Source organism: Hymenobacter metallicola, from assembly GCF_004745645.1.
Taxonomy (GTDB): Bacteria; Bacteroidota; Bacteroidia; order Cytophagales; family Hymenobacteraceae; genus Hymenobacter; species Hymenobacter metallicola.
This window is the reverse complement of record NZ_SRMB01000004.1, coordinates 34,432-55,345: the sequence shown is the minus strand read 5'-3', so window position 1 is coordinate 55,345 and position 20,914 is coordinate 34,432. Positions and strand designations below refer to the sequence as shown.

The window sequence follows — 20,914 nt, the reverse complement described above, 5'->3', positions numbered from 1 at the left end:
CGCATATGCAAAAGCCGCATTTAATTGAGTTTCCAAAACTAGGTGCTTCCGACATCGGCTACATTTCCGTGGGAGAAGCCAACGGGCTGATTCCCTTCACGGTGGAGCGGACCTTCTGGACCTACTTCACTCCGGAAAGCATTGTGCGGGGCCGGCATGCCCACCACGCCACCGAGCAGGTCCTGATTGCTGTGGCGGGCCGCATCATCGTCACCACGGAAATGCCCGACGGCGAGGTGCAGACCTTCGTGCTGGAGTCGCCGCACGTGGGGGTATATGTGCCCCCGAATGCCTGGCATACCATGCAGTATTCCCACACCGCCGTGCAGCTAGTCTTTGCCTCCACTCGCTACGATGAGAAAGACTATATCCGGCAGTACGAAAACTTCCGCCAGGTATGGGGTTCCAAGTAAAGGCTGAACTGGTAGCAGCCCGGGCGGATAAACTCTTTTTTTATTCGCCCTACAACTTCCTTCGCAAGCTCGATGTGGCCACCCAGCAGCAGCTGTTCGGTACCGGGTTGGCCGCAGAATATGCTGCCGACTCCACGCACCGGGTTTTTGAATTTGCGCAGGATGGTGCTACCATTCAGTTTCTGTACGCCTTTCTGCCCTGGGATACCGATTTTTTCCAGGCGCCGGTGTACAAGCTGTTTACCATACTGTTTGCCGATAACACGTCCGCCGCTTCCCTGGAAGCGGCGGGCAAGGCGTTCCGGCAACAGCTAGGGCAGGAGGGAGCCGCCTACTGCTTTGCTGAGCTGCCCGCCGAAGACACCCGCGTGGCCCAGGCCCTGGGGGATGCCGGCTGGCGTTTGGTCGAAACCCGGCTCACGTATTTTCATGATGGGGTAGCGGCGTTTGAACAGCCCCGGTACCCGGTGCGCTCGGCCCAACGGGAAGAAGCAGCCGTCATCGGTCAGATCTCGGCCGCGGCCCGTAACGAGTACGACCGTTTTCACGCCGACCAGTGGTTTGCCGGCGACCAGGGCGACCGGTTCTTGGCGCGCTACGCTTCGGCCGCGGTAGAAGGTTACTGCGACGACGTGCTGGTGCCCGCCGAAGCCGATTTGCCGGTTGATGCGTTTCTGGCCATCAGCGACCTGCAAGCTCACGCGACTCGTCTGAACTCGGGCTTCTCGCGCGTGGTCCTGACGGCTGTAGGGCCAGCTAACCGCGGCTGGCACCTTAAATTGGTGTCCGAAACGGTGCAGCGGGCCAAGCAAAATGGTGCCGAGTATGTATTGATGACAACCCAGGCTACCAACCGGGCCGTATTTCGCACCTGCGAGAAACTAAATTTTAAAGTCGGCGGCTGCAGCCACGTGCTGGCGTGTTCCCAATTCAACTAGTTCGATATGAAAGTTCCTTTCCTCTCCTTTACCCCGCAAAATCAGGCCGTTCGGACGCAGGTGCTGGACGCCATGAGCCAGGTATTTGATTCGCAGTGGTACGTACTGGGCGAGGCCGTAAAGCAGTTCGAAGCTGAGTACGCCCGCTTTTCGACCACCACGGAGTGCGTGGGCGTAGCCAATGGCCTGGATGCTCTGCACCTAGCCCTCAAGGCCCTCGACGTGAAGGAAGGCGACGAGGTTATCGTACCATCGAACACCTACATTGCGACCTGGCTGGCTATTTCCTTTGTGGGTGCTACGCCAGTACCGGTGGAACCCAACCCTGCTACCTACAACTTGGATCCGGCTCTGCTGGAAGCCGCTATTACGCCCCGCACCCGCGCCATTATGCCGGTGCACCTCTACGGCCAGGCCTGCGAGATGGACGCTATTATGGCCGTAGCCAAGCGCCACAACCTGTACGTAGTAGAAGATAATGCCCAGTCTCAGGGCGCAACCTACAATGGTGGTATCACCGGCAGCTTCGGCGACGTGAATGCCACGAGCTTCTACCCCGGCAAAAACCTGGGGGCGCTAGGCGACGCCGGAGCCGTGACGACTAGCAATGCGGAACTCGCCAAGAAAGTGCGTACCCTGCGCAACTACGGCTCCCAGCAGAAGTATTACAACGAGGTCATCGGCCACAACTCCCGTCTCGACGAACTGCAGGCTGCCGTGCTCAGTGCCAAGCTACCCATGCTGATGGAGTGGACGGCCCAGCGCCAGGAAGTAGCCGCGCTGTACGACGAGCGCCTCGCCGGCATTCCCGATCTGCACCTGCCCGCCGTGGCCGAAGGTGCCACCCACGTCTACCACCTCTACGTGGTACGGACCAGCAAGCGGGATGCCCTGCAGAAGTACTTGGGCGAACAGGGAATTGGTACCCTGATTCACTATCCGATTCCGCCCCACCTGCAGGAAGCCTACCAGTTCATGAACTTCAAGGCCGGGGCTTTCCCCATTGCTGAGGAACTGGCGACCACCTGCCTCAGCCTGCCGATGTGGCCCGGAATGACGGCCACCGAGGTGGATGCGGTGAGCGACGCTATCCGCGCCTTCTTCCAGTCGTAATTTCTGCTCTTACCAGCTTCCAATGCCCAAGTTATCTATCATCATTCCCTGCTACTACAACGAAGGTAATATTCCAGTCACCAGTCGGGAGCTGATTGCCAATGAGGCCTTGTTCCCCGCCGAGCTGACATTCGAATATGTGCTGGTAGATGATGGTTCGGGCGACGGGACGCTGCGGGAGCTCCTAGCGTTCCGTAATGCCTACCCCGACAAGGTACGTGTAGTGGAGCTGGCCGGTAACGTAGGGTCTTATAATGCCATTGTAGCGGGCATCGAGCAGGCTACCGGCGACTGTATGGCCATTATTACGGCCGATATGCAGGACCCGCCGGAACTGATGGTGCAGATGTATGACTACTGGAAAAAGGGGCTGAAACTGATTATCGGTAACCGCCAGGACCGGGAAGAAACGGGGCTGCAGCAGTTGTTTGCCAAGACGTTTCATGCCCTGATGAAGAAAATTGCCTTGCCTAACATCCCGGACGGCGGCTTCGACTTCGTGTTTTTTGACCGACAGGTAGGGGAGCATATTCTGGAACTGAAGGAGCGCAACAGCAACCTGTTCTACCTCATGGTATGGCTGGGTTACCCCTACGTAAATATTCCCTACGTACGCCGCAAGCGGGAAATCGGGAAGTCGCGCTGGACCATTCAAAAGAAGATCAAGCTCTTTATCGACTCGATTCTGGCTTTTTCCTTTTTTCCCATTCGCGCTATTTCGGTCTTAGGGGTTGGTATGGGAATCATTGCCCTGCTGTATGGGCTTTACATTTTGGGTGTCAAAGTGTTTGGCGGCATTGAGGTGGAAGGCTGGACGACGCTGATGCTAGTGCTGCTATTCGTCTCGGCTTTCCAGATGATAGCCCTTGGCATCATTGGCGAATACGTGTGGCGTGGCCTTGATGCGGCCCGCAACCGGCCGCTGTATGTTGTCAAAACGCTGTATGCCAACGAGAAATAGCGAGGCCTTTGCTTGTGCAGCTTTTGCAGTCAAAGTCAGTTTGTGTATTGCGTGAGCTTAAACAACAAGCCACAGCGTAAATCCGTACCTACTCCGCTTAACTGAAGTCGACAATGAGAATACCCTGTGTAGCAGGGTTGCTCAGGCCTCAGTACTCGGCGTGACCCCCGCAGCTATGAACACCGGAATTATCCGATACTCCCTTAATAGCATCCGCTATTACCTCACCGCATCCCAAAAGCGCAAGTCCGTCTGGATGTTTGTGCTGCTTCTGCTGAGTTCCTTTCTGGACGTCGTGGGCCTAGCTTCTCTCGTGCCCGTGATGATGGTAGCTGCCGAGCCCGGGGGCATCCAAAAGAGCAAGTACTTTTCGGCCGTTTACAATGCCCTGGGCTTTCAGTCTGAGCAGCGCTTTTTGCTGGCTCTGATTGTGGGCGTGTTTCTGTTCTTCCTGATCAAGAACCTTTTCTCAACCTGGGTCAACTACCTGCAGACCCGCTTTACGGCGGATGTAGGCCTGAGTATTATTCAGAACCAGCTGACCAAGTATCTGAATTTTCCCTTCTGGTATTTCAACGACCTGGGCTCGTCTCAGCTGATTAACAGTACGCTGCAGGTGCCCAGCACCTACGTGAACATGATTCTGCGGCCCCTGTTCATCTTCTTCTCGGAAGTGGCCGTGGTGCTGGTTATTGTCGTCAGTATTCTGATCTATAAGCCGTTACTGCTCGTAATTCTGGCCGTTGTGCTGGTGCCCACCACCTTGCTAACCTACGGAGCCCTGCGCGCCCGGGCCCAGACCATTGGCAACCGCATCAACGAACTGCGGCCTATTTCCTTCAGCATCATCGGCGACCTGTTCACGGGCTTTGCCGAACTGAAGCTGGCCAACAAGCAGCAGCGCTTCAAAGACCGGCTGATTGAAAATCAGAAGGAAATTCAGAAGCTGGACGCGGAAGTGTACCTCTACACGCTGCTGCCCCTCAAGGTCATCGAAATGGTGGCTATTCTGGGGGTGCTGACCATCTTCCTGTACGCCATTTACATTCCGGGCTCTTCCACCAACCTCATTACGCTGGTAGGGTTGTTTGCCGCTGCTGCCTACCGCCTGATGCCGTCCGTTAACCGGATGCTGATGGCCATGGTGCAGCTCAAGCAATGTCAGTATACCATTGAAGATCTGGAGTCGTACCGGGACCCGAAATACCGGGCGGCGCAGTCGGAAAAGCAGCAGGAGCTGTCTTTCCAACAAACCATCGAGCTTCGCAACATCGTCTTTAGCTTCCCGGGAGCTACTACCCCAGCCCTGCAGGGAGTGTCGCTGACAATCCAGAAAGGGGAGAAGGTCGGTTTTATTGGTAGCTCGGGCTCGGGTAAAACCACGTTGATGAACCTGCTGCTACGCTTTTATACGGAGGAGCACGGCCAGATTCTCATTGACGGTAAAGTCTTGGGACCGGAGCACGTGGAGGCTTGGCACCGCATCATTGGCTACGTGAAGCAGGATACGTTCCTGATGGAAGCTTCTATCAAGGAGAATATCACGCTTGGTGACCAGAATGTGGACGAAGAGCGGCTGCGCTACGCCATTGAGCAGGCTTCGCTCCAAGGGTTTGTCAGTGGGCTGCCCGAAGGTGTGGATACCTTTATCGGGGAGCGGGGTTCCAAGCTTTCCGGTGGACAACGGCAGCGTATCGGCATTGCCCGGGCTTTGTACAAACGCACTGAAATCCTGATTTTAGACGAAGCCACTTCTGCCCTCGATAACGAAACGGAGCGGGAAGTCAACGAGGCCATTGCCCGTCTCTCCAGCACGGATATGACTATCCTCATCATTGCCCACCGCATCACCACCCTGCGCGACTGTGACCAGATCTATGAATTGGGGAGTGGAAAAATCATTTCTACGCACCAGTATCAGGACTTGCTAAATCGGGTGCTCTAATACCGCTGCCTTCATTATACCATACCGTCCTCCGTTTATGAATCATGATTCCGCGCCGCGGCTTACCGGATACTCCCTGATACTGAGTATCCTAGCTGCCTTTCTGATCGGGCTCTTTCTGTGGAGTATCAACAAGGGCTTTGATCTGACGGACGAAGGATTCTATTTGATGGGTTATACCTACCCTGAAGAATATAGCTCGAGCTTTACCAACTTCCATTTGCTGATCAACAAGCTGCTTGACCCGGCGCATACCTCTATTATTGGGTATCGGTTGGCCAGCCTATTTACTACCGTGGTTTCGGGGCTCCTGCTGGCGGGCGGCCTCTGGGTGTGGATTAAAGAGAAATATCAGGCTACGCCCTTGCCTTTTTGGCTGCTGGCAGCGCTGTTTATAAGCGGCAATTTCCTGCAGTATTCCATCTTTCCGCGCACCATCTTTTACAACAATATCAACGCCTTCTGCATGGCGTTTTTCGCCAGCAGCATTCTGGTGTACAGCGCATACCCCAGTGCCAACGGTTTCAAGCGGCGGCACTTCTACCTGTTTGTTGGCGCTTTCTTTATCGGGCTGGATTTATTCGTGAAAGGCAGCTCCAGTGTAGGTGCTTTGGTCACGGGTGGGCTGGCCCTGGTACTGTGCGTGGGCTTAAGCAACATTCGTGAGTGGTACAAGCCAGTCGGTATCGTCGGGCTAGGATACTTTACTGGGCTGCTATTGTTTTTCACCGCGGTTCAATCCTTTGGGGTTTGGCGCACGAACTTCGTGCACGAAACTCAGCTGCTGTTGCAAACCAGCTACAACGGAGGCCTTCTGGTGCGCTACCTAAAGGATGCTTATCCGCTGCTTCGGACGCTGATTTATCCTTTCTCCGTCTTCATCCTGGCAAGCTTCTTTCTGACCCGGGCGTATTTGCGGCAAAAGCTGCGGCTGGCCACATCGTTACAAATAGGCATCATTGTATTGGGGGGTGTCTTCCTCGGATTTGAGGCACTACGCACGGGGTTGTACAAAAACACCCACCTGAATTATAACCGGTCGGCCGTGTGGTTTCTGGCGCTACTGTTCAGCGTAGTAGCCATGTTTGCTGCGGCCTATCTAGAACAGCCCTATAGAAAGCTGAAGTGGCGGAAAATAGTCGTTGTTTTTTGGCTGCTGCTAATGCCTTTTGTTGGTGCTGTTGGTACCTACAACAATCTGTTTATCAATTTCATGTTGGAGATAAACTACTGGCTGGCGGTGCTTTGTATTCTATATGTTAGTATGCCGAATGTTGCAGCTTTGCCGCTGGTGCGCATCGTTATATTTTTGGTGCCTATCTTTATTGTAACCCAGCAGTATACCTATGGCATGCTGTTGGCGCCCTACGTGCAGGCGGCTAATATGCTGCAACAGTCTGAGCCGGTTACGTTTGGCAAAACCCATACCCCGGCAGAACTTCTGGTGGACCCGAAAACGGCGCACTATATGGAAGAGCTCCGCACGACATTAAAAAAGTCGGGCTTTGAGCCCGGAATGCCGATTGTCGCAGTGTACGACTTACCTGGCCTAGTATATGCGCTGGATGGCATTTCGCCAGGCAACCCTTGGATGTTCGGGCAGTTGGATTTGCGCAACTGCGACGCGCTAAATAAAACACGTTTGGACTTAACCAGCGCTTTTGTACTCGTTAATGAGAAACCCGGAGCAGAATTAGTGACTTGCATGCGAAGCCACGGAATGCTATTTCCGGAAGGCTACACAGAAGTACGGCGCCTGTTAAGCCCCTATAATCCTAATCAGTACAGCTGGCGGAACTATCAGGACACGCTGATCGTGTACGCGCCTAAGAAAATGCTCACGGCCCACTAAGCCGCGTCATCGGCCTGGGTAAAAAAGTAGCTTCAAAACCTGCTGTGGCTTGCTGAACCCTTACGGGGCTAGTTTGCTGTATCCGGCAGCGTACAACCACCCATTGGAAGAAGTAAGGAGTAAGCCTTCGTATCCAGCTGCTTTTGAGTAGCTGAGTAGGAGAGGAATACAAGCGAGTCTTTTATATTAGATAAATTATATATACTATATTTTGTAAGTGCCTCATTTTAACTTATAAGGCCTTTGCACAGCGGAGATGCTAGTTGGGGTAAGGAAGCAATCTGAGTGCATCTGACACAAAATCCGTAACTTTGCCCCAACCTGAGACTTGAGAACTGCTAACTCTGTAAGGGGCCCGTGGCTTGCTTGTTCTTTTCAGTTTTTAAGCAGGCACCCTATCTATGAACACCGGAATCATCAGCTATTCTCTTGGTAGCCTTCGCTATTATCTGACTTCGTCGCAGAAGTACAAAGCCGGTTGGATGTTTGCGTTGGTGCTGATTTCCTCTTTTTTGGACGTCTTCGGCTTGGCAGCGCTGGTGCCCGTGATGATGGTCGCCGCCGAACCCGGTGGAGTACAAAAGAGCAAGTACTTTTCCCCGCTATACCAGTTCTTAGACTTTCAGTCCGAAAAGAACTTTCTGCTGTTTTTAATGGCAGCTATTTTTCTGTTCTTTCTCTTCAAGAACCTGTTCACAACTTGGGTTAACTATCTGCAAACCAAGTTCACGGCCGATATTGGTCTTAAGATCATTGATGGACAGTTAACCAAGTACTTGGACCTGTCTTTCTGGAAGTTTAACGACACGGGCTCCTCAAATTTGATGAACGCGGCACTGCAGGTACCCGGCGTGTACGTCAGCGGGGTGCTGCGGCCTCTGTTTGTCTTCTTCTCCGAGGTAGCTGTTGTTGTCGTTATCGTTCTGAGTATCATCATCTATAAACCGCTGCTACTTGCCATTCTTGGGGTTGTATTGGTACCAACCACGCTGTTGATGTACCGCGCTTTGCGCACCCGCACCCAAGTTATTGGTCACCGGATCAACGCGCTGCGCCCAGTTTCCTTCAGCATTCTGAATGACTTGTTTGTTGGGTTTGTCGAACTGAAGCTAGCGCACAAGCAGGACGCTTACCGCCGCAAGCTGCTCACTAACCAGGAAGAGCTACAAAAGCTCGATGCCGAGGCCTACCTCTATAGTATGCTGCCCATCAAAATGATTGAGATGGTAGCTATTCTAGGCGTGCTGACCATTTTCGTTTATGCGCTGTTTTTCGCGCAAAACGCTGCCGACCTGATTGCCCTAGTCGGCTTATTTGCCGCGGCGGCCTACCGCCTGATGCCGTCCGTCAACCGGATGCTGCAGTCACTGTTTCAGATTAAGCAGGCGCAGTACACTATCGAAATCATTGGGTCTGACCGGGAAGGAGACTTCTACTCGCCCACGCATCCGACGCAGCTGCCGCTGACGTTTGAGCGCTCCTTAACCTTCAATAATATCTCGTACACTTTCCCGGGCGCCACGAAGCGAACCCTAAAGGACATCGAGCTTACTATCAGAAAAGGAGAGAAGATCGGCTTTATTGGGAGCTCGGGTTCGGGTAAGACAACCCTGATGAATACCCTGCTGCGCTTTTATGTCGAGCAAAGTGGTGATATTCTTGTCGACGGAGCGCCCCTAAAGCCTGAGCATTTGCTGGCCTGGTATAAAATTATCGGCTACGTAAAGCAGGATACTTTTCTGATGGAAGCTTCCATTCAGGATAATATTACGCTGGGCGATGCGGAAGTAGATCAGGAGCGCCTGCGCTATGCTATTGAGCAAGCATCCCTGACCAGCTTTGTGCAAAACTTGCCCGAAGGCGTGCATACTCACATCGGTGAGCGTGGTTCGAAGCTGTCTGGCGGACAACGCCAGCGTATCGGCATTGCTCGGGCCTTGTACAAACGCACGGAGGTGCTAGTATTGGATGAGGCTACTTCAGCGCTGGACAATGAAACTGAGCGGGAGGTTAACGAAGCTATTAACAAACTGTCTCAAACGGATATAACTATCCTCATCATTGCGCATCGCATCACTACGCTGCGGGAATGTGACCGAATCTATGAGTTGAGTCAGGGGGAAGTAATTGCTGTCCACCAGTATCACGACCTAGTACGCCAATTGGTTCAGCAGTAAGCTCCGCGCTGGGCACTAAAGTTTAATTGAAAATTTGTTTCCGCTTCCATGAGCATTAACGTTACCAAGTCGTATTTGCCGCCCTTTGAAGAGTATGTAGGTTACCTGGCAGGCATCTGGGAGCGGGCCTATCTGACCAACGCGGGCCCACTGGTAGTCGAGCTGGAAAAAAGCCTTAAGGAATACCTGGGTGTAAAGCACTTGTTTTTCGTTAACAACGGCACTATTGCCCTGCAGATAGCGCTGAAAGCTCTTGATGTAAAAGGCGAGATTTTAACTACGCCTTTTTCGTACGTGGCCACAACCTCCAGCATCGTGTGGGAAGGCAGCGTGCCGGTTTTCGTCGATATTCATCCTGAAACCCTCTGCCTAGATCCTGCCCTGCTCGAAGCGGCAATTACGCCCAGAACCGTTGCCATTATGGCCACGCATGTGTACGGAAATCCGTGCGACGTGGAAGCCATTGAGGCGGTAGCGCAGCGGCATGGCCTACGCGTGATATACGATGCGGCTCACGCGTTTGGCGTCACTTATAAGGACGAGTCGGTACTTACCTACGGAGATGTTTCCACGCTGAGTTTCCACGCTACCAAGCTGTTTCATACCGTAGAAGGGGGCGCTATCATTACCAATGACGATGAAATAGCGCACCGAATTAGCTACATGCGCAACTTTGGTCATAACGGTCCTGAGGCTTTTTGGGGAGTAGGAGTGAATGGAAAAAGCTCGGAATTCCACGCGGCCATGGGCTTATGCGTGCTGCCCAAGGTAGATGAGTTGATTCAGCGCCGCCGCGAACTGAGCGAGCGGTATGATGCCCAGCTCGCCGGTACGGGTGTGCAGCGCCCGTTGATTCAGCCCCACACGACGCGTTACAACTACTCTTACTACCCCACGGTGATGCCCTCAGAGGAAGTACTGCTCGCCGTACGGGAGGCTTTGAACGCAGCAGATGTTATCCCCAGACGTTACTTCTACCCCTCTTTGAACACGCTGGAGTACACGGGTACGCAGTCTGCGCCAGTGTCGGAAGACATTTCAACCCGGGCCCTGTGTTTGCCCCTGTACTACGAACTTACTGATGAGCAGGTAGACACTATTTGTGCAGTTCTCAAGAGCGCCCTGTAGAAAAAAGCAGTTAGTGAAACAAGACGCAGGGCAGAAAGCAGAGTTCTGTTTCCTGCATTTTAAAGGTTGACTGCATGCTGATAATAGGAGCCCGTGGCCACGCAATAGAAGTTCTCGAGTGCCTGCCGCAAGCACTGGTAGGAGCAAATTTGTCGTTCTTCGACGATGTGACGCCCGACTTAGAGCCTCTTCTATTCGGCCGTTTCCCCGTTGTGCGCAGCCTCGACCAAGTTCCAGAGCTGTTTCGGCGCGACCCAGCTTTTGTCCTGGGGCTGGGTGGGGTTCAGCTACGCCACCGTTTAGCCCAGAAGTTTACTGACTTAGGTGGAATCCTGACGTCGGTGGTGGCTTCTTCGGCGCAGGTAGGGCAGTATGAAGTTACCTTGGGGGCGGGCCTGAACGTGATGCACCATACGCTGGTATCAAACTCAACTTTTCTGGGGGAGGGCACCCTGCTGAATGCTGGCGCCGCGGTACACCATAATGTAACGGTGGGAAAATACTGCGAATTATCGCCTGGAGCCCGTATTCTGGGAGGCTGCCAGCTGCACGATTTTGTGATGGTAGGAGCCAATGCCACGGTTTTCCCCCGGTTAACCATTGGGGAAGGAGCCCGTATCGGGGCCGGGGCGGTAGTTATGCACGATGTGCCACCCGGAGCTACCGTGGTGGGTGTACCGGGCCGCATTGTGCAACGGCCAGCAGTACTTCAGTAAGTGAGCCAGCTCACTTTTTGCTTTTAACACGTTGAATTTATGCCTACCGTAAGCGTCTGCTGCATCACCTACAATCACGAAAAGTTTCTGGCCCAGGCCATAGAATCGGTTCTGATGCAGGAAACGGATTTTGCTGTCGAGCTGGTGCTGGGAGAAGACTGCTCCACTGATTCGACGCGGCAAATTGCGTTGGATTTTCAGCGGCGCTACCCGGACCGCATCCGCTTGTTACTACCGGAGAACAATTTGGGGGTGATGGGGAATTTTTTGGCTACGCTAAAGGCGTGCACCGGCACGTACATTGCCCTGCTGGAAGGCGACGATTACTGGACCAGCCCCCATAAGCTGCAGCGGCAGGTCGATATCCTGGAACGCCACGCTTCCTGCACCACCTGCATTCACGATGCCGAGGAATTTATGGATGATAATTCCATCCCGCCGCGGCTGTTTAGCCAGAAATACTCGTCCATCTTGCCAGGCCACGAGCACGAATTCACGCAGGCTGACATTGCTTTGAAGGGCTGGTTTATTCCTACCGCTTCTATGCTATTTCGGCGGTCGGCCTTGTTCCCCATTCCCGAATGGGTCGATCATGCTTTCAGTGGTGACTATTCCCTGCATTTACTGCTTACCCGCACCGGCAATATCTACTACCTGCCCGAAGTGATGTCCCGCTATCGGCTGCACCCGGGCGGCATTATGTCGGCCACGCAGAACGAGCGGATTATTGCGCGCAATAAAAAGCAGATTTTTGAAACAGCTCATTACAAGCAGATGGTAGATGCCCGCCACCACGGGCGTTTCAACGAGTTTCTGGAAGGTCTGCACTTCGATCAAAGCAAGAGGCTGAAAGCAACGGGCCAAATCTGGAGCAGCTACTACAGCTACTACAAAGCAATTTCAGCCGTCAGCGCTTCCCGTACGATTGTACACTTAAAGCAACTGGTTTATCAGTTGGTAAAAGGCGCACCGCCAAAGGCTCAGTAGGCCTCGACCCTTGTTGCTTTTTTCCACCTGAACTCCGACTACAGTTAGTATGGCAATTGCTTCTCAAGAACGCGGAATAACAGTCCTGATCTGTACGTATAATAGCGCGACCCGCATCAAGGAAACCCTGCAAGCCTTGTCTCGGCAGCAAGTAACACCGGGAGCGTTTTCCGTAGAAGTGCTGCTCGTTGACAATGCTTCCACGGATGACACCTCAGCGGTAGCCTCCGCCGAATTTGCGGCCCTGAATTTTCCTTTCCCGTACCAAGTGCTGTACGAGGGCCGCAGTGGGAAAAGCAACGCCCTGGAGCTAGGCTTTGCCACGGCCCGCTACGAGTACGTTTGCATTGTCGACGATGACAACTGGCTGGAGGAAAATTACTTGTCTTTGGCCTGGGAAGTCATGGAAAGCGACCGGCAGATTGGGGCCCTGGGCGGCATCGGCCGGCCGAAGTGTGAAATCACTCCGCCGCAGTGGTTCAAGGATTTTGCCGTTATCTACGCCGCCGACAAGCAAGCCCCCAAGCAAGGCGATATTACGCTACACCCTAGCTATGTGTACGGCGCGGGTTGCGTGGTGCGTAAAGAGGCCTGGGAAAAGATCTACCGGGCGGGCTTTAAATCGATGCTCACCGGCCGCCACGGCGACAAGCTCACGTCCGGGGAAGACAACGAAATGTGCTACGCCTTTGTGCTGGCGGGCTACAAAATATGGTATGATGAGCGGCTGCGCTTTCAGCATTTCATTCCGGCGAAGCGGTTGACCTGGAACTACGTAGAGCGAATTTTTGCCGGTAATGCCGAGTCTGAGGCGGCCCTGCGGCCCTATCTGGATTATATCATGGCCCTTCGCAATGCGTCGGCCAGCAACAAGCCCTTGATATGGCTGCGCAATGCCAAGTTCTCCTTGCAGTACGCGGTTACCTTTCTGGGCAAAGCGGTAAAGGATAAAGAGTTTTTTCGGGAGGGGGAGCCCTCCGCCATCCGGGCCAATTTCTACTGGCAGCAGTTCAAGGCTTTAGTAAAAAAAGAGCTGACGCGTGACAAAAGTTACCACGAAATCGAAGCTTTTGTGAGCCGACTAAAGGCCCTGGAAAAACCGGCGGCCTAGTGGTTCGCAATTCTTCTGGACCGTACCGCTGCATTATTTACTCTCAACTTCTCACAGGTGAACGGAATAACGTTTCTTATTTGCACACACAATGGCGCCAAGCGCTTGGCTGATACCCTACGGCACATAGCGGCGCAGCAGGTAAGCAAGACGATAGTATGGGAGGTGTTGATTGTCAGCAATGCCTCCTCTGACAACACGATTGAAGTTGCCCGGGACTTGCAGCATACCTATAATATTCAGGTTCCCTTTAGGGTGTTGGATGAGCCCGTGGCTGGTAAGGAAAATGCGCTTATCAGAGGCTTCAATGAGGCTGCTTACGAGAATATTGTCATCATTGATGATGATAACTGGATAGCTCCCAACTATTTGTCTCTGGTGGATGAAATCATGAGCGCCCACCCGGAAATAGGAGTGCTGGGCGCACACGCCGAAGGTATGTTTGAGGTGACCCCGCCCGCCTGGTTCGACACGTTTCAGGCAGTTTATGCCGTGGGGGAGCAGAATGGGGGCAAAACCGGCCCACTACCCGACCATGAGGGCTACCTGTATGGTGCCGGCTCGGTAGTGCGTAAGTCGGCGTGGCTCAAGCTGCTGGCGCATGGCTTCCGGTTTACTACCTCCACGAAGCGGGGGAAAATCATTGTTAGCGGCGAAGATGTTGAGCTTGGGGATGCCATGCAGCTGGCGGGCTACAAGCTTTGGTACGATGACCGCCTGCGCTTCAAGCACTATATGTTTAAAGAGCGCCTTACCTGGAACTACTTGCTGCGCATCGGTCAGGGTACGGCCTCCTCTCAACTCACGAGTATTGTCTATTATTTCGTTTTCCGAAACCCTGACTTAACCGAGAGCAAATTTCGCTACCTGTATAATAAGCGGCTGGTTTGGCTGGGAATGCAGATTGCGCGCCAGCCCGCCAATGTATTTAACGCCGTATTTCGGCGGGAGCAGGAGGGCATCATCAGTAACTTCGAAACGCTACGACTCTTCTATAACTTTCAGACTTCGCTTAAACAGCGCGAGGAGGCCGTAAAAGTCTTTCATCAGGTAAGTGAGTTGCGCAATCGACTTGCGGGTAATTAAGCTGTCTTGAGTCAACATCATTCTGCCCGCAACCCTTGTCCGATGCCTACGCCAAGTGAGAGTATACACGTTGCCATAGCTTTCGACGAAAACTATCTGACACCGGTGTATGCGTTGCTTACGTCAATCTTTGCCAATAACGGGCAAGAGTCCGTTGTCATTCACGCCATTGCAACCGGGCTTTCTCAGGCTGAGCGGAAGGAATTGTCGCACTATGTAGCCGGGCATCACAGCTCTATTCACTATTACGACATTGAGGATAGCTTTGCCAATGATTTTGTCCTGCCTCCCAATTTGTGGTGGACGGCTTCTATCTATTATCGGGTAATGTTTCCCGCTCTTTTACCGGCTGATGTTAAGCGGTTTATCTACTTAGATACCGATATCATCGTACTGGGCAAACTCCGAAGCCTCTATGACATAGCTATGGAGGGTTTCCCCGTGGCAGCAGTCCGTGACTTTGTGGATGCCCGCCCCGAATTGGGTATTCATAAGCCAGGCAACTACTTCAACTCCGGGGTTTTGTTAATAGACCGTTCCGAGTGGTTGCGGCTTGACATTACCACCAGTGTTATTGATTTTATCAGAAATAACTCGGAGAAATTAGTGTATCCCGATCAGGACGCTCTCAATGCAGTACTAGTCGACAACTGGCTCAAGCTCAGCACTCGTTTTAATACCATGTTCCGGGACATTCCGAAACATGAGCCCCGGAAACGGCTGAAGTATTTTCTCCAGGATACCGTTATTCTGCACTACACCACTCAGCATAAACCCTGGTCAATGTTGGGGGAAAACCGGCTCCGTGATTTATATTTTAAATACCTGGATAAAGTCCCGAAAAAGTATCGTAGGCGCTACGACAACTTTAGCTGGAACCGGCATAAAATCAGGAAGATGCTTGAAATACGGTTGAGTGAATTATTCATAGATTACCCGGCACTAGTTACGGGCTGGCGTAGAAAGTAGCGAGAGTTACTAGCTGACAGTTAATTGTTCCTTTTCTTCTCAACTGTGGTATGGCAAGTCTTAGCGGATTTATGAATCGGGTTGCTGGGAAGCGTCGCTTTGAAGCCAAGCGCAGGCAGCTGCGCCTGATTCAAAACAAGGATTTTACCATTTTCTCCAATGATTGCTGGGGAGCAGAGGTATACAAGTATTTATCCCTGCCGTTCAATACTCCATTTATTGGGCTCTTTCTCATGGGCCCATGCTACCTGGAGTTTTTGCGCAACCCGAAGCATTACCTCGAGCAGGAACTAATCTTTCAGTCTACGTCCAAGTACGACGTTATCAATACAATTCGGGAAAAGAATCCTTATCCTTTAGCTACGCTGGGAGGAAAAATTGAAATTAGCTTTCTGCACTATCATTCCCAGGAAGAAGCCCGCGACAAGTGGACGCGCCGCGCCGCCCGAATCAACTGGAATAATTTGCTGGTGAAGTTTGACGGCAGCAAAGATGGGGCTAGCCCGGAACTGGTGCGCGAGTTTGAGCAGCTGCCGTACCGAAAGCTCTTGCTCCTGAAAGAACCGCTGCCTGGTGTTACAAAGGGCGTGATAGTAAATAACTACACCACAAATGGAGCGCACTTATTTCTCAACTCCCTGCCCGACTACGACTTTATTAATTGGCTAAACACGGGTAATCCAAGCTTTACGCCGCTCAACTGGGCAATGCGTAAGCTGCTTGGCAGTGGCGCATAGAGCCTAACAGCGCTACGCCTAGTCGGAACTTTGTCCGGGGTACGCATCCAAGCAGGGGCCATTTCGTATGGACGCCGTACCTTTGTCGTATTATGCCTACCACTGAGTCTCCTCTCGTCTCCGTAATTATTCCTGTTTTTAATGCCGGAGAATACCTGAGGCCCGCTATTGACAGTATTCTGCAGCAGACCCTGCAGGACTTTGAGCTTATCATCGTTGACGACTGCTCCCGCGATGAAAGCTTGGCCATTGCCCGCAGCTACGCGGCTGACCCGCGCGTACGAGTACTGGCCAATGAGCAGAACCGGGGCCGTTCGTTTACCGACAATTACGGCGCGGAATACGCCCGCGGAAAGTATATCGCCAAGATGGATGCGGACGACATTGCCTTGCCGCACCGCTTACAGACCCAGGTCGATTTTCTGGAGGCTAACCCCTCGGTAGGGCTGACCAGCAGCTTTATGAAGTGCTTTGGCGAGTCGGATATTGTGTATGAATATCCTTTGTCGGCCGATGCGGTGCGCAGCTTTCTGCTCTTCAATATGCCGGTAGCCAACCCAACGGCCTTTTTTCGCCGCTCGCTGTTGCACGAACATGGATTGCGCTACGACGATACCATTCAAGACACGTTTGGCGAAGATTACGAGTTTATTGCCCGCGTAGCGCAGGTGGTTGATATCGTGAACCAACCCGAAATTCTGCTGCACTACCGTACCCTGCCCCAAACACTGAAGGCCGATGTGCATGCCCGGCGCAATGCGAAATCCAACCAGATCCGGGAGCGGCAGTTGCGGGTGTTTGGCATTCCGTTTACGGAGCGCGAGCTGCACGTGCACAACACAATTTCGTATTTCCCCTTCAATCTGGGCGATATTCAGCTGGAAGAGGTCCATACCTGGCTCTGGAAAATTCAGGCCTACAACGAGAAGCGCGGGTATGCCGATCCTGCGGCTATGCTGCGCTGCGTCGCCGAACGCTGGTTTTTGACTTGCTACCTCAACCCCGACAAGAAAACCAATTCATTACGTGAATACCGTCGGCAGGCTTTGGCCAAGCATTACCGGCCGGCCACTAAGTTGCAGGGTAAATTCTTGCTGAAAAGCTACGTGCTCCGGCATTTTTAAGGCGACTGACCATGCACAATACCCCAGCGCCCGCGCGCAAGAACATTCTGCTGCTCATTCCCCAGCTCACCTATGGTGGGGCCGAACGGGTGTTTCACGACCACGGCCAAGAACTAGCCCGGCACCACCATGTGGTAGAGTGCGTATTCGACAGCTCTACCGAGGTAGCCTTTCCCACTCAGAATACACTCGTCGCTCTAGATGTGCCAGCCGGTGCGGGGGTAGTAGGTAAGCTGCGGAGCTTCGTACAGCGGATTCAGCGGGTCAAACAACTCAAGCGTGAACACCAGATTGATGTCTGCATCAGCCACTTGGAAGGCGCCGACTATCTGAACCTGCTTAGCAAAGGTTCTGAGCGAGTTCTGTTGTGCATTCACAACTCGAAGCGGCATGACCCCAATATCCGCGGCGCCTTAGGCTGGCTGCGCCGCCGGGTGCTGATGCCCTGGCTCTACCGCTCAGCCGATCGGGTCGTGCCCGTAAGCCGGGACCTGCGGCAGGAATTGATTGACATGTTTGGCCTAGCCCCGGAAAAGGTAGTCACTGTCAATAACTTTTTTGACGTGGAAGGTATTCGCCGCCGCAGCCAAGAGCCACTGAGTGCTGCGCAGGAGGCTCTGTTTACCCAGCACCCCGTTTTAATTACCGCCGGTCGGTTAGCCCGCGAAAAGAATCAGATTGCGCTGTTAGAAGTTCTGCACACCATGCGTCGTCAGGGCAACCTAACGGCCAAGTTGGTGCTGCTCGGCGACGGTCCACTGCGGGCCGACCTGCTGCAACAGTGCCAGAAGCTGGGGCTGCGTAGCTGGCAGGTGTGGGATGAAACTCCCCTCACGGATGACTTCGACGTTTATTTCTTCGGCTTTCAGAGCAACCCCTTTCAGTACATTGCCCGGGCTGCCGTGTCGCTCTTGTCTTCGTCCACGGAAGGATTTCCCATGGCCTTGTGCGAAGCCATGGCCTGTGGCGTCCCTGTCGTTTCGACTGACTGTCCCACTGGGCCACGCGAGATATTAGCCCCCGCTACGCCGGCCCAGCACTATGCCCGTACCCCCGAGTGGGCCGAATTTGGTATACTACTCCCGCTGCTGGGCGCCGGCCCGGCCCTCGAAGCCAGTGCTCCGATTTGGGCCGAAACTCTAACCAGCTTGTTAGCTGATTTGCCCAAGCGCACGTATTACGCCGCGCAGGCTCATTCCCGGGTACAGGATTTTGCGCCTGTCAAAATCATGCAGCAGTGGGAATCCTTGCTTACTCCAGTACAATCCAAATGAAAAAGCGCCACGTCATTATCTATGTGTACAATAGCTGTAATGACCCGCTGTTCAAGGCAGTGATGTTACCATGCTTGAGGTATGCAACGCAGCAGCAGCCTGATCTGAAGCTGCACTTGATTACTTACGAGCAAGTAGAGTATGCCCTTGACGCTGTTCAAACGGCACAAATGCATGCCGACCTAAATTCGGACCGAATTCAATGGCATCCGTTAAAATGGCATTCGGGGAGCTTTAAGATTCTAAAAAAAGCTTACGATTTGCTGTGCGGACTCTTTTTGGTAATCCGCTTACGGCTGGGAGTAGGAGCACGAAGTATTTCGGCTCTTGGTACCGTGGCAGGAGCATTTGCCTTTATGATGGCAAAGTTGACCGGCCTACGGTATTATGGCTTTCAGTATGAACCCCACAGCGAATTTATGCGCGATTGTAATGTGTGGCCAGAAACGAGTATAGCTTACCGTGGCCTTCATTATATGGAGCGAGTGTCAGGAATGAAGGCCGACATTCTCTCAACAGGTACGGTACATATGATGCACCGAATGGAAGAGTGGGGTACGAAGGCTAAAGTGTACAAGCTGCCAAGCTGCGTCGATGAGAACAAGATCTATTTCCGGCCTGATGGTAGACAGCGGGTGCGGGCAAAATATGGCATTCCGGCCGACAAACAGGTAATTCTATATCTGGGCAAGTTTGGGGGTATTTATTATGATCTGGAAATAGCTGAGCTGTTTAAGACGTTTCATCAACTGAACCCCGATCTATTTTTTTTAATAGTATCGCCCGACGCTCCAGAGCATATTGTGAGTTTAATGCAAAGCCAAGAGCTGCCAAAGGAGAGCTACACTATCACTCGAAGCCCGTATGAGCAGGTGCAGGACTATATCTCCGCCGCTGATTTTGGCGTGGTAGCCGTTCCATCATTGCCTTCCCAGCGGTTTCGTTCACCAATTAAAGTAGGGGAATACTTATGCTGCGGCTTACCGTATTTAGTTTGTGCCGGTGTTTCGGAGGATGATTTAGTAGCGGAAAAATATGGGGTGGGCGTCGTTGTGAATGCTTTCACTCCGGCAGAGGCGACCCGTGTTTATCCGCAAGTCGAAGCTTTTCTGCAGGCTGAAAAAGTCGCTTTAAGGAGCAAGTGCCGCCAAGCCGGTATTACCTATCGGGGAATGAGCCAATTTTTGCCTACTGCCGACCTGATCTTCTCGCAACTTTAGCAAACGAGTGCTACTACGCATGATTAGCCTCGGTAAAAGCTATAAATAGCCTGAACAACTCGTTGCTGGCTGTCGGTGTCGAGCTCATAATACAGTGGCAGGCGCAACAGCCGCTCGGCGTAGGCTATGGCGTGGGGCAACGGTCGACCATTGTGCTGAGCTTGGTAGAATGGACTAGTGTGCAGCGGTTGGTAGTGCGATACTGCCAAGATCTGACGGCGGCTTAAGTACTGAGCCAGTTTGTCGCGCTCTTGCAGTGACGGGCAGAGTAGGTAGAAGATGTGGGCATTGTGCCGGGCATACTCGGGCAGAGAAGGCAACTCGAAGCAACCTGCCTGAGCTAGCTCTGAGAGCGTGGTTTGGTACTGCTGCCACTGTTCAAAGCGCCGGCGCTGAATTGACTCGAGTTCCTGCAACTGTCCCCACAGGTAGGCTGCAATAAGCTCGGATGGCAGATAAGAGGAACCAATGTCGACCCATTGATAACGCGCTACTTCACCGCGAAAAAAGGCGGCCCGGTTGGTCCCCTTTTCCCACAAGATTTCGGCCCGGGCGGCAAAGGTCGGGTCGTTAACAGCTAGCAGCCCACCTTCCCCAGAAATGATATTCTTTGTTTCGTGGAAAGAAAAAGCGGCCAAATGGCCAATTGACCCTAGTGGCTGACCCCGATAGGCACTTTCGATGCCCTGCGCGGCATCTTCCACAATACATAGATTATGCCTCTGGGCCAACTCCAGCAGAGGAGCCATGTCGCAGGCTACGCCGGCATAATGCACCGGCACGATGGCGCGGGTACGGGACGTAATTAAGTCAGCGACTTTAGAGCAGTCCAGGTTGGGATGATAGGGTAAACTGTCGCCAAAGACAACTCTAGCCCCGCGCAGAACAAAGGCGTTGGCCGTGGAGGTAAACGTGAATGAGGGAATGATGACCTCATCCCCGGGCTGAATCCCGATGAGCAGGGCTGCCATTTCCAGCGCGGCGGTGCCGCTGGTCGTGAGCAGGGCGTGTGCTAGGCCGTAGCGCGACTTTAAGAAAGCCTGACTTTGCTGGGTGAAATAGCCATTACCCGACAACTTGCCGTTGGCCAGTGCCTGCTGAATATATTCCAGCTCCCGGCCCGCTAGATAAGGTTTGTTGAAGGGAATTGGTGTTTCGGCCAT

The 20,914-nt window shown here is 53.1% G+C and carries 18 protein-coding genes; 17 read left to right on the top strand and 1 reads right to left on the bottom strand.

The window, feature by feature from the left end:
• Positions 1 to 5: 5 nt before the first annotated feature.
• The 17 genes from E5K02_RS18710 (at position 6) to E5K02_RS18630 (ending at position 19,751) form a co-directional block, all read left to right on the top strand.
• On the top strand, positions 6 to 413 hold the full coding sequence (locus E5K02_RS18710) for a sugar 3,4-ketoisomerase (protein WP_135396776.1): 408 nt from the start codon (positions 6 to 8) through the stop codon (positions 411 to 413).
• Positions 398 to 1,351, top strand: a complete 954-nt coding sequence (locus E5K02_RS18705) for a GNAT family protein (RefSeq protein WP_135396774.1) — start codon at positions 398 to 400, stop codon at positions 1,349 to 1,351. Before E5K02_RS18710 ends, E5K02_RS18705 begins: the two co-directional genes overlap by 16 nt.
• A 6-nt stretch (positions 1,352 to 1,357) precedes the next feature.
• Entirely contained in the window at positions 1,358 to 2,464 is a 1,107-nt protein-coding gene (locus tag E5K02_RS18700; RefSeq protein ID WP_135396772.1) for a DegT/DnrJ/EryC1/StrS family aminotransferase, read from the top strand.
• 22 nt (positions 2,465 to 2,486) lie between these two features.
• Positions 2,487 to 3,425 carry a glycosyltransferase family 2 protein gene (locus E5K02_RS18695; protein WP_135396770.1) on the top strand — a complete coding sequence of 313 codons (939 nt, stop codon included), beginning with the start codon at positions 2,487 to 2,489 and terminating at the stop codon, positions 3,423 to 3,425.
• Between the two features lie 175 nt (positions 3,426 to 3,600).
• Positions 3,601 to 5,370 carry an ABC transporter ATP-binding protein gene (locus tag E5K02_RS18690; protein WP_135396768.1) on the top strand — a complete coding sequence of 590 codons (1,770 nt, stop codon included), beginning with the start codon at positions 3,601 to 3,603 and terminating at the stop codon, positions 5,368 to 5,370.
• Between the two features lie 37 nt (positions 5,371 to 5,407).
• Positions 5,408 to 7,222 (top strand): hypothetical protein, encoded by a 1,815-nt coding sequence (locus E5K02_RS18685; protein ID WP_135396766.1) that lies wholly within the window; start codon positions 5,408 to 5,410, stop codon positions 7,220 to 7,222.
• Between the two features lie 401 nt (positions 7,223 to 7,623).
• Positions 7,624 to 9,399, top strand: coding sequence for an ABC transporter ATP-binding protein (locus tag E5K02_RS18680; protein ID WP_135396764.1), 1,776 nt, complete (start codon positions 7,624 to 7,626; stop codon positions 9,397 to 9,399).
• Between the two features lie 48 nt (positions 9,400 to 9,447).
• Positions 9,448 to 10,527 (top strand): DegT/DnrJ/EryC1/StrS family aminotransferase, encoded by a 1,080-nt coding sequence (locus E5K02_RS18675; protein WP_135396762.1) that lies wholly within the window; start codon positions 9,448 to 9,450, stop codon positions 10,525 to 10,527.
• A gap of 74 nt (positions 10,528 to 10,601) precedes the next feature.
• Complete coding sequence (locus E5K02_RS18670) at positions 10,602 to 11,243, top strand: acetyltransferase (RefSeq protein WP_135396760.1); 642 nt, start codon at positions 10,602 to 10,604, stop codon at positions 11,241 to 11,243.
• Between the two features lie 39 nt (positions 11,244 to 11,282).
• Entirely contained in the window at positions 11,283 to 12,230 is a 948-nt protein-coding gene (locus tag E5K02_RS18665; RefSeq protein ID WP_135396758.1) for a glycosyltransferase family 2 protein, read from the top strand.
• Between the two features lie 49 nt (positions 12,231 to 12,279).
• Positions 12,280 to 13,341 (top strand): glycosyltransferase, encoded by a 1,062-nt coding sequence (locus tag E5K02_RS18660; RefSeq protein ID WP_135396756.1) that lies wholly within the window; start codon positions 12,280 to 12,282, stop codon positions 13,339 to 13,341.
• Positions 13,342 to 13,398: 57 nt separating this feature from the next.
• Complete coding sequence (locus E5K02_RS18655) at positions 13,399 to 14,427, top strand: glycosyltransferase family 2 protein (RefSeq protein WP_262709871.1); 1,029 nt, start codon at positions 13,399 to 13,401, stop codon at positions 14,425 to 14,427.
• 42 nt (positions 14,428 to 14,469) lie between these two features.
• Positions 14,470 to 15,396: a glycosyltransferase family 8 protein gene (locus E5K02_RS18650; RefSeq protein ID WP_135396752.1), complete on the top strand. Its 927-nt coding sequence runs from the start codon at positions 14,470 to 14,472 to the stop codon at positions 15,394 to 15,396.
• A 50-nt stretch (positions 15,397 to 15,446) separates the two neighbouring features.
• Positions 15,447 to 16,133, top strand: a complete 687-nt coding sequence (locus E5K02_RS18645; protein ID WP_135396750.1) for a DUF1919 domain-containing protein — start codon at positions 15,447 to 15,449, stop codon at positions 16,131 to 16,133.
• Positions 16,134 to 16,225: 92 nt separating this feature from the next.
• The gene (locus E5K02_RS18640) at positions 16,226 to 17,257 is read left to right on the top strand and encodes a glycosyltransferase family 2 protein (protein WP_135396748.1); all 1,032 of its coding nucleotides are present in this window, start codon (positions 16,226 to 16,228) and stop codon (positions 17,255 to 17,257) included.
• An 11-nt stretch (positions 17,258 to 17,268) separates the two neighbouring features.
• The gene (locus E5K02_RS18635) at positions 17,269 to 18,531 is read left to right on the top strand and encodes a glycosyltransferase (protein WP_135396746.1); all 1,263 of its coding nucleotides are present in this window, start codon (positions 17,269 to 17,271) and stop codon (positions 18,529 to 18,531) included.
• Positions 18,528 to 19,751, top strand: a complete 1,224-nt coding sequence (locus tag E5K02_RS18630) for a glycosyltransferase family protein (RefSeq protein ID WP_135396744.1) — start codon at positions 18,528 to 18,530, stop codon at positions 19,749 to 19,751. The genes E5K02_RS18635 and E5K02_RS18630 overlap by 4 nt, the downstream gene beginning before the upstream one ends.
• A 23-nt stretch (positions 19,752 to 19,774) precedes the next feature.
• Here the strand turns inward: E5K02_RS18630 and rffA are convergent, their stop codons facing one another.
• A complete protein-coding gene (rffA, locus tag E5K02_RS18625; protein ID WP_135396743.1) occupies positions 19,775 to 20,914 on the bottom strand; it encodes a dTDP-4-amino-4,6-dideoxygalactose transaminase in 1,140 nt (379 codons plus the stop codon).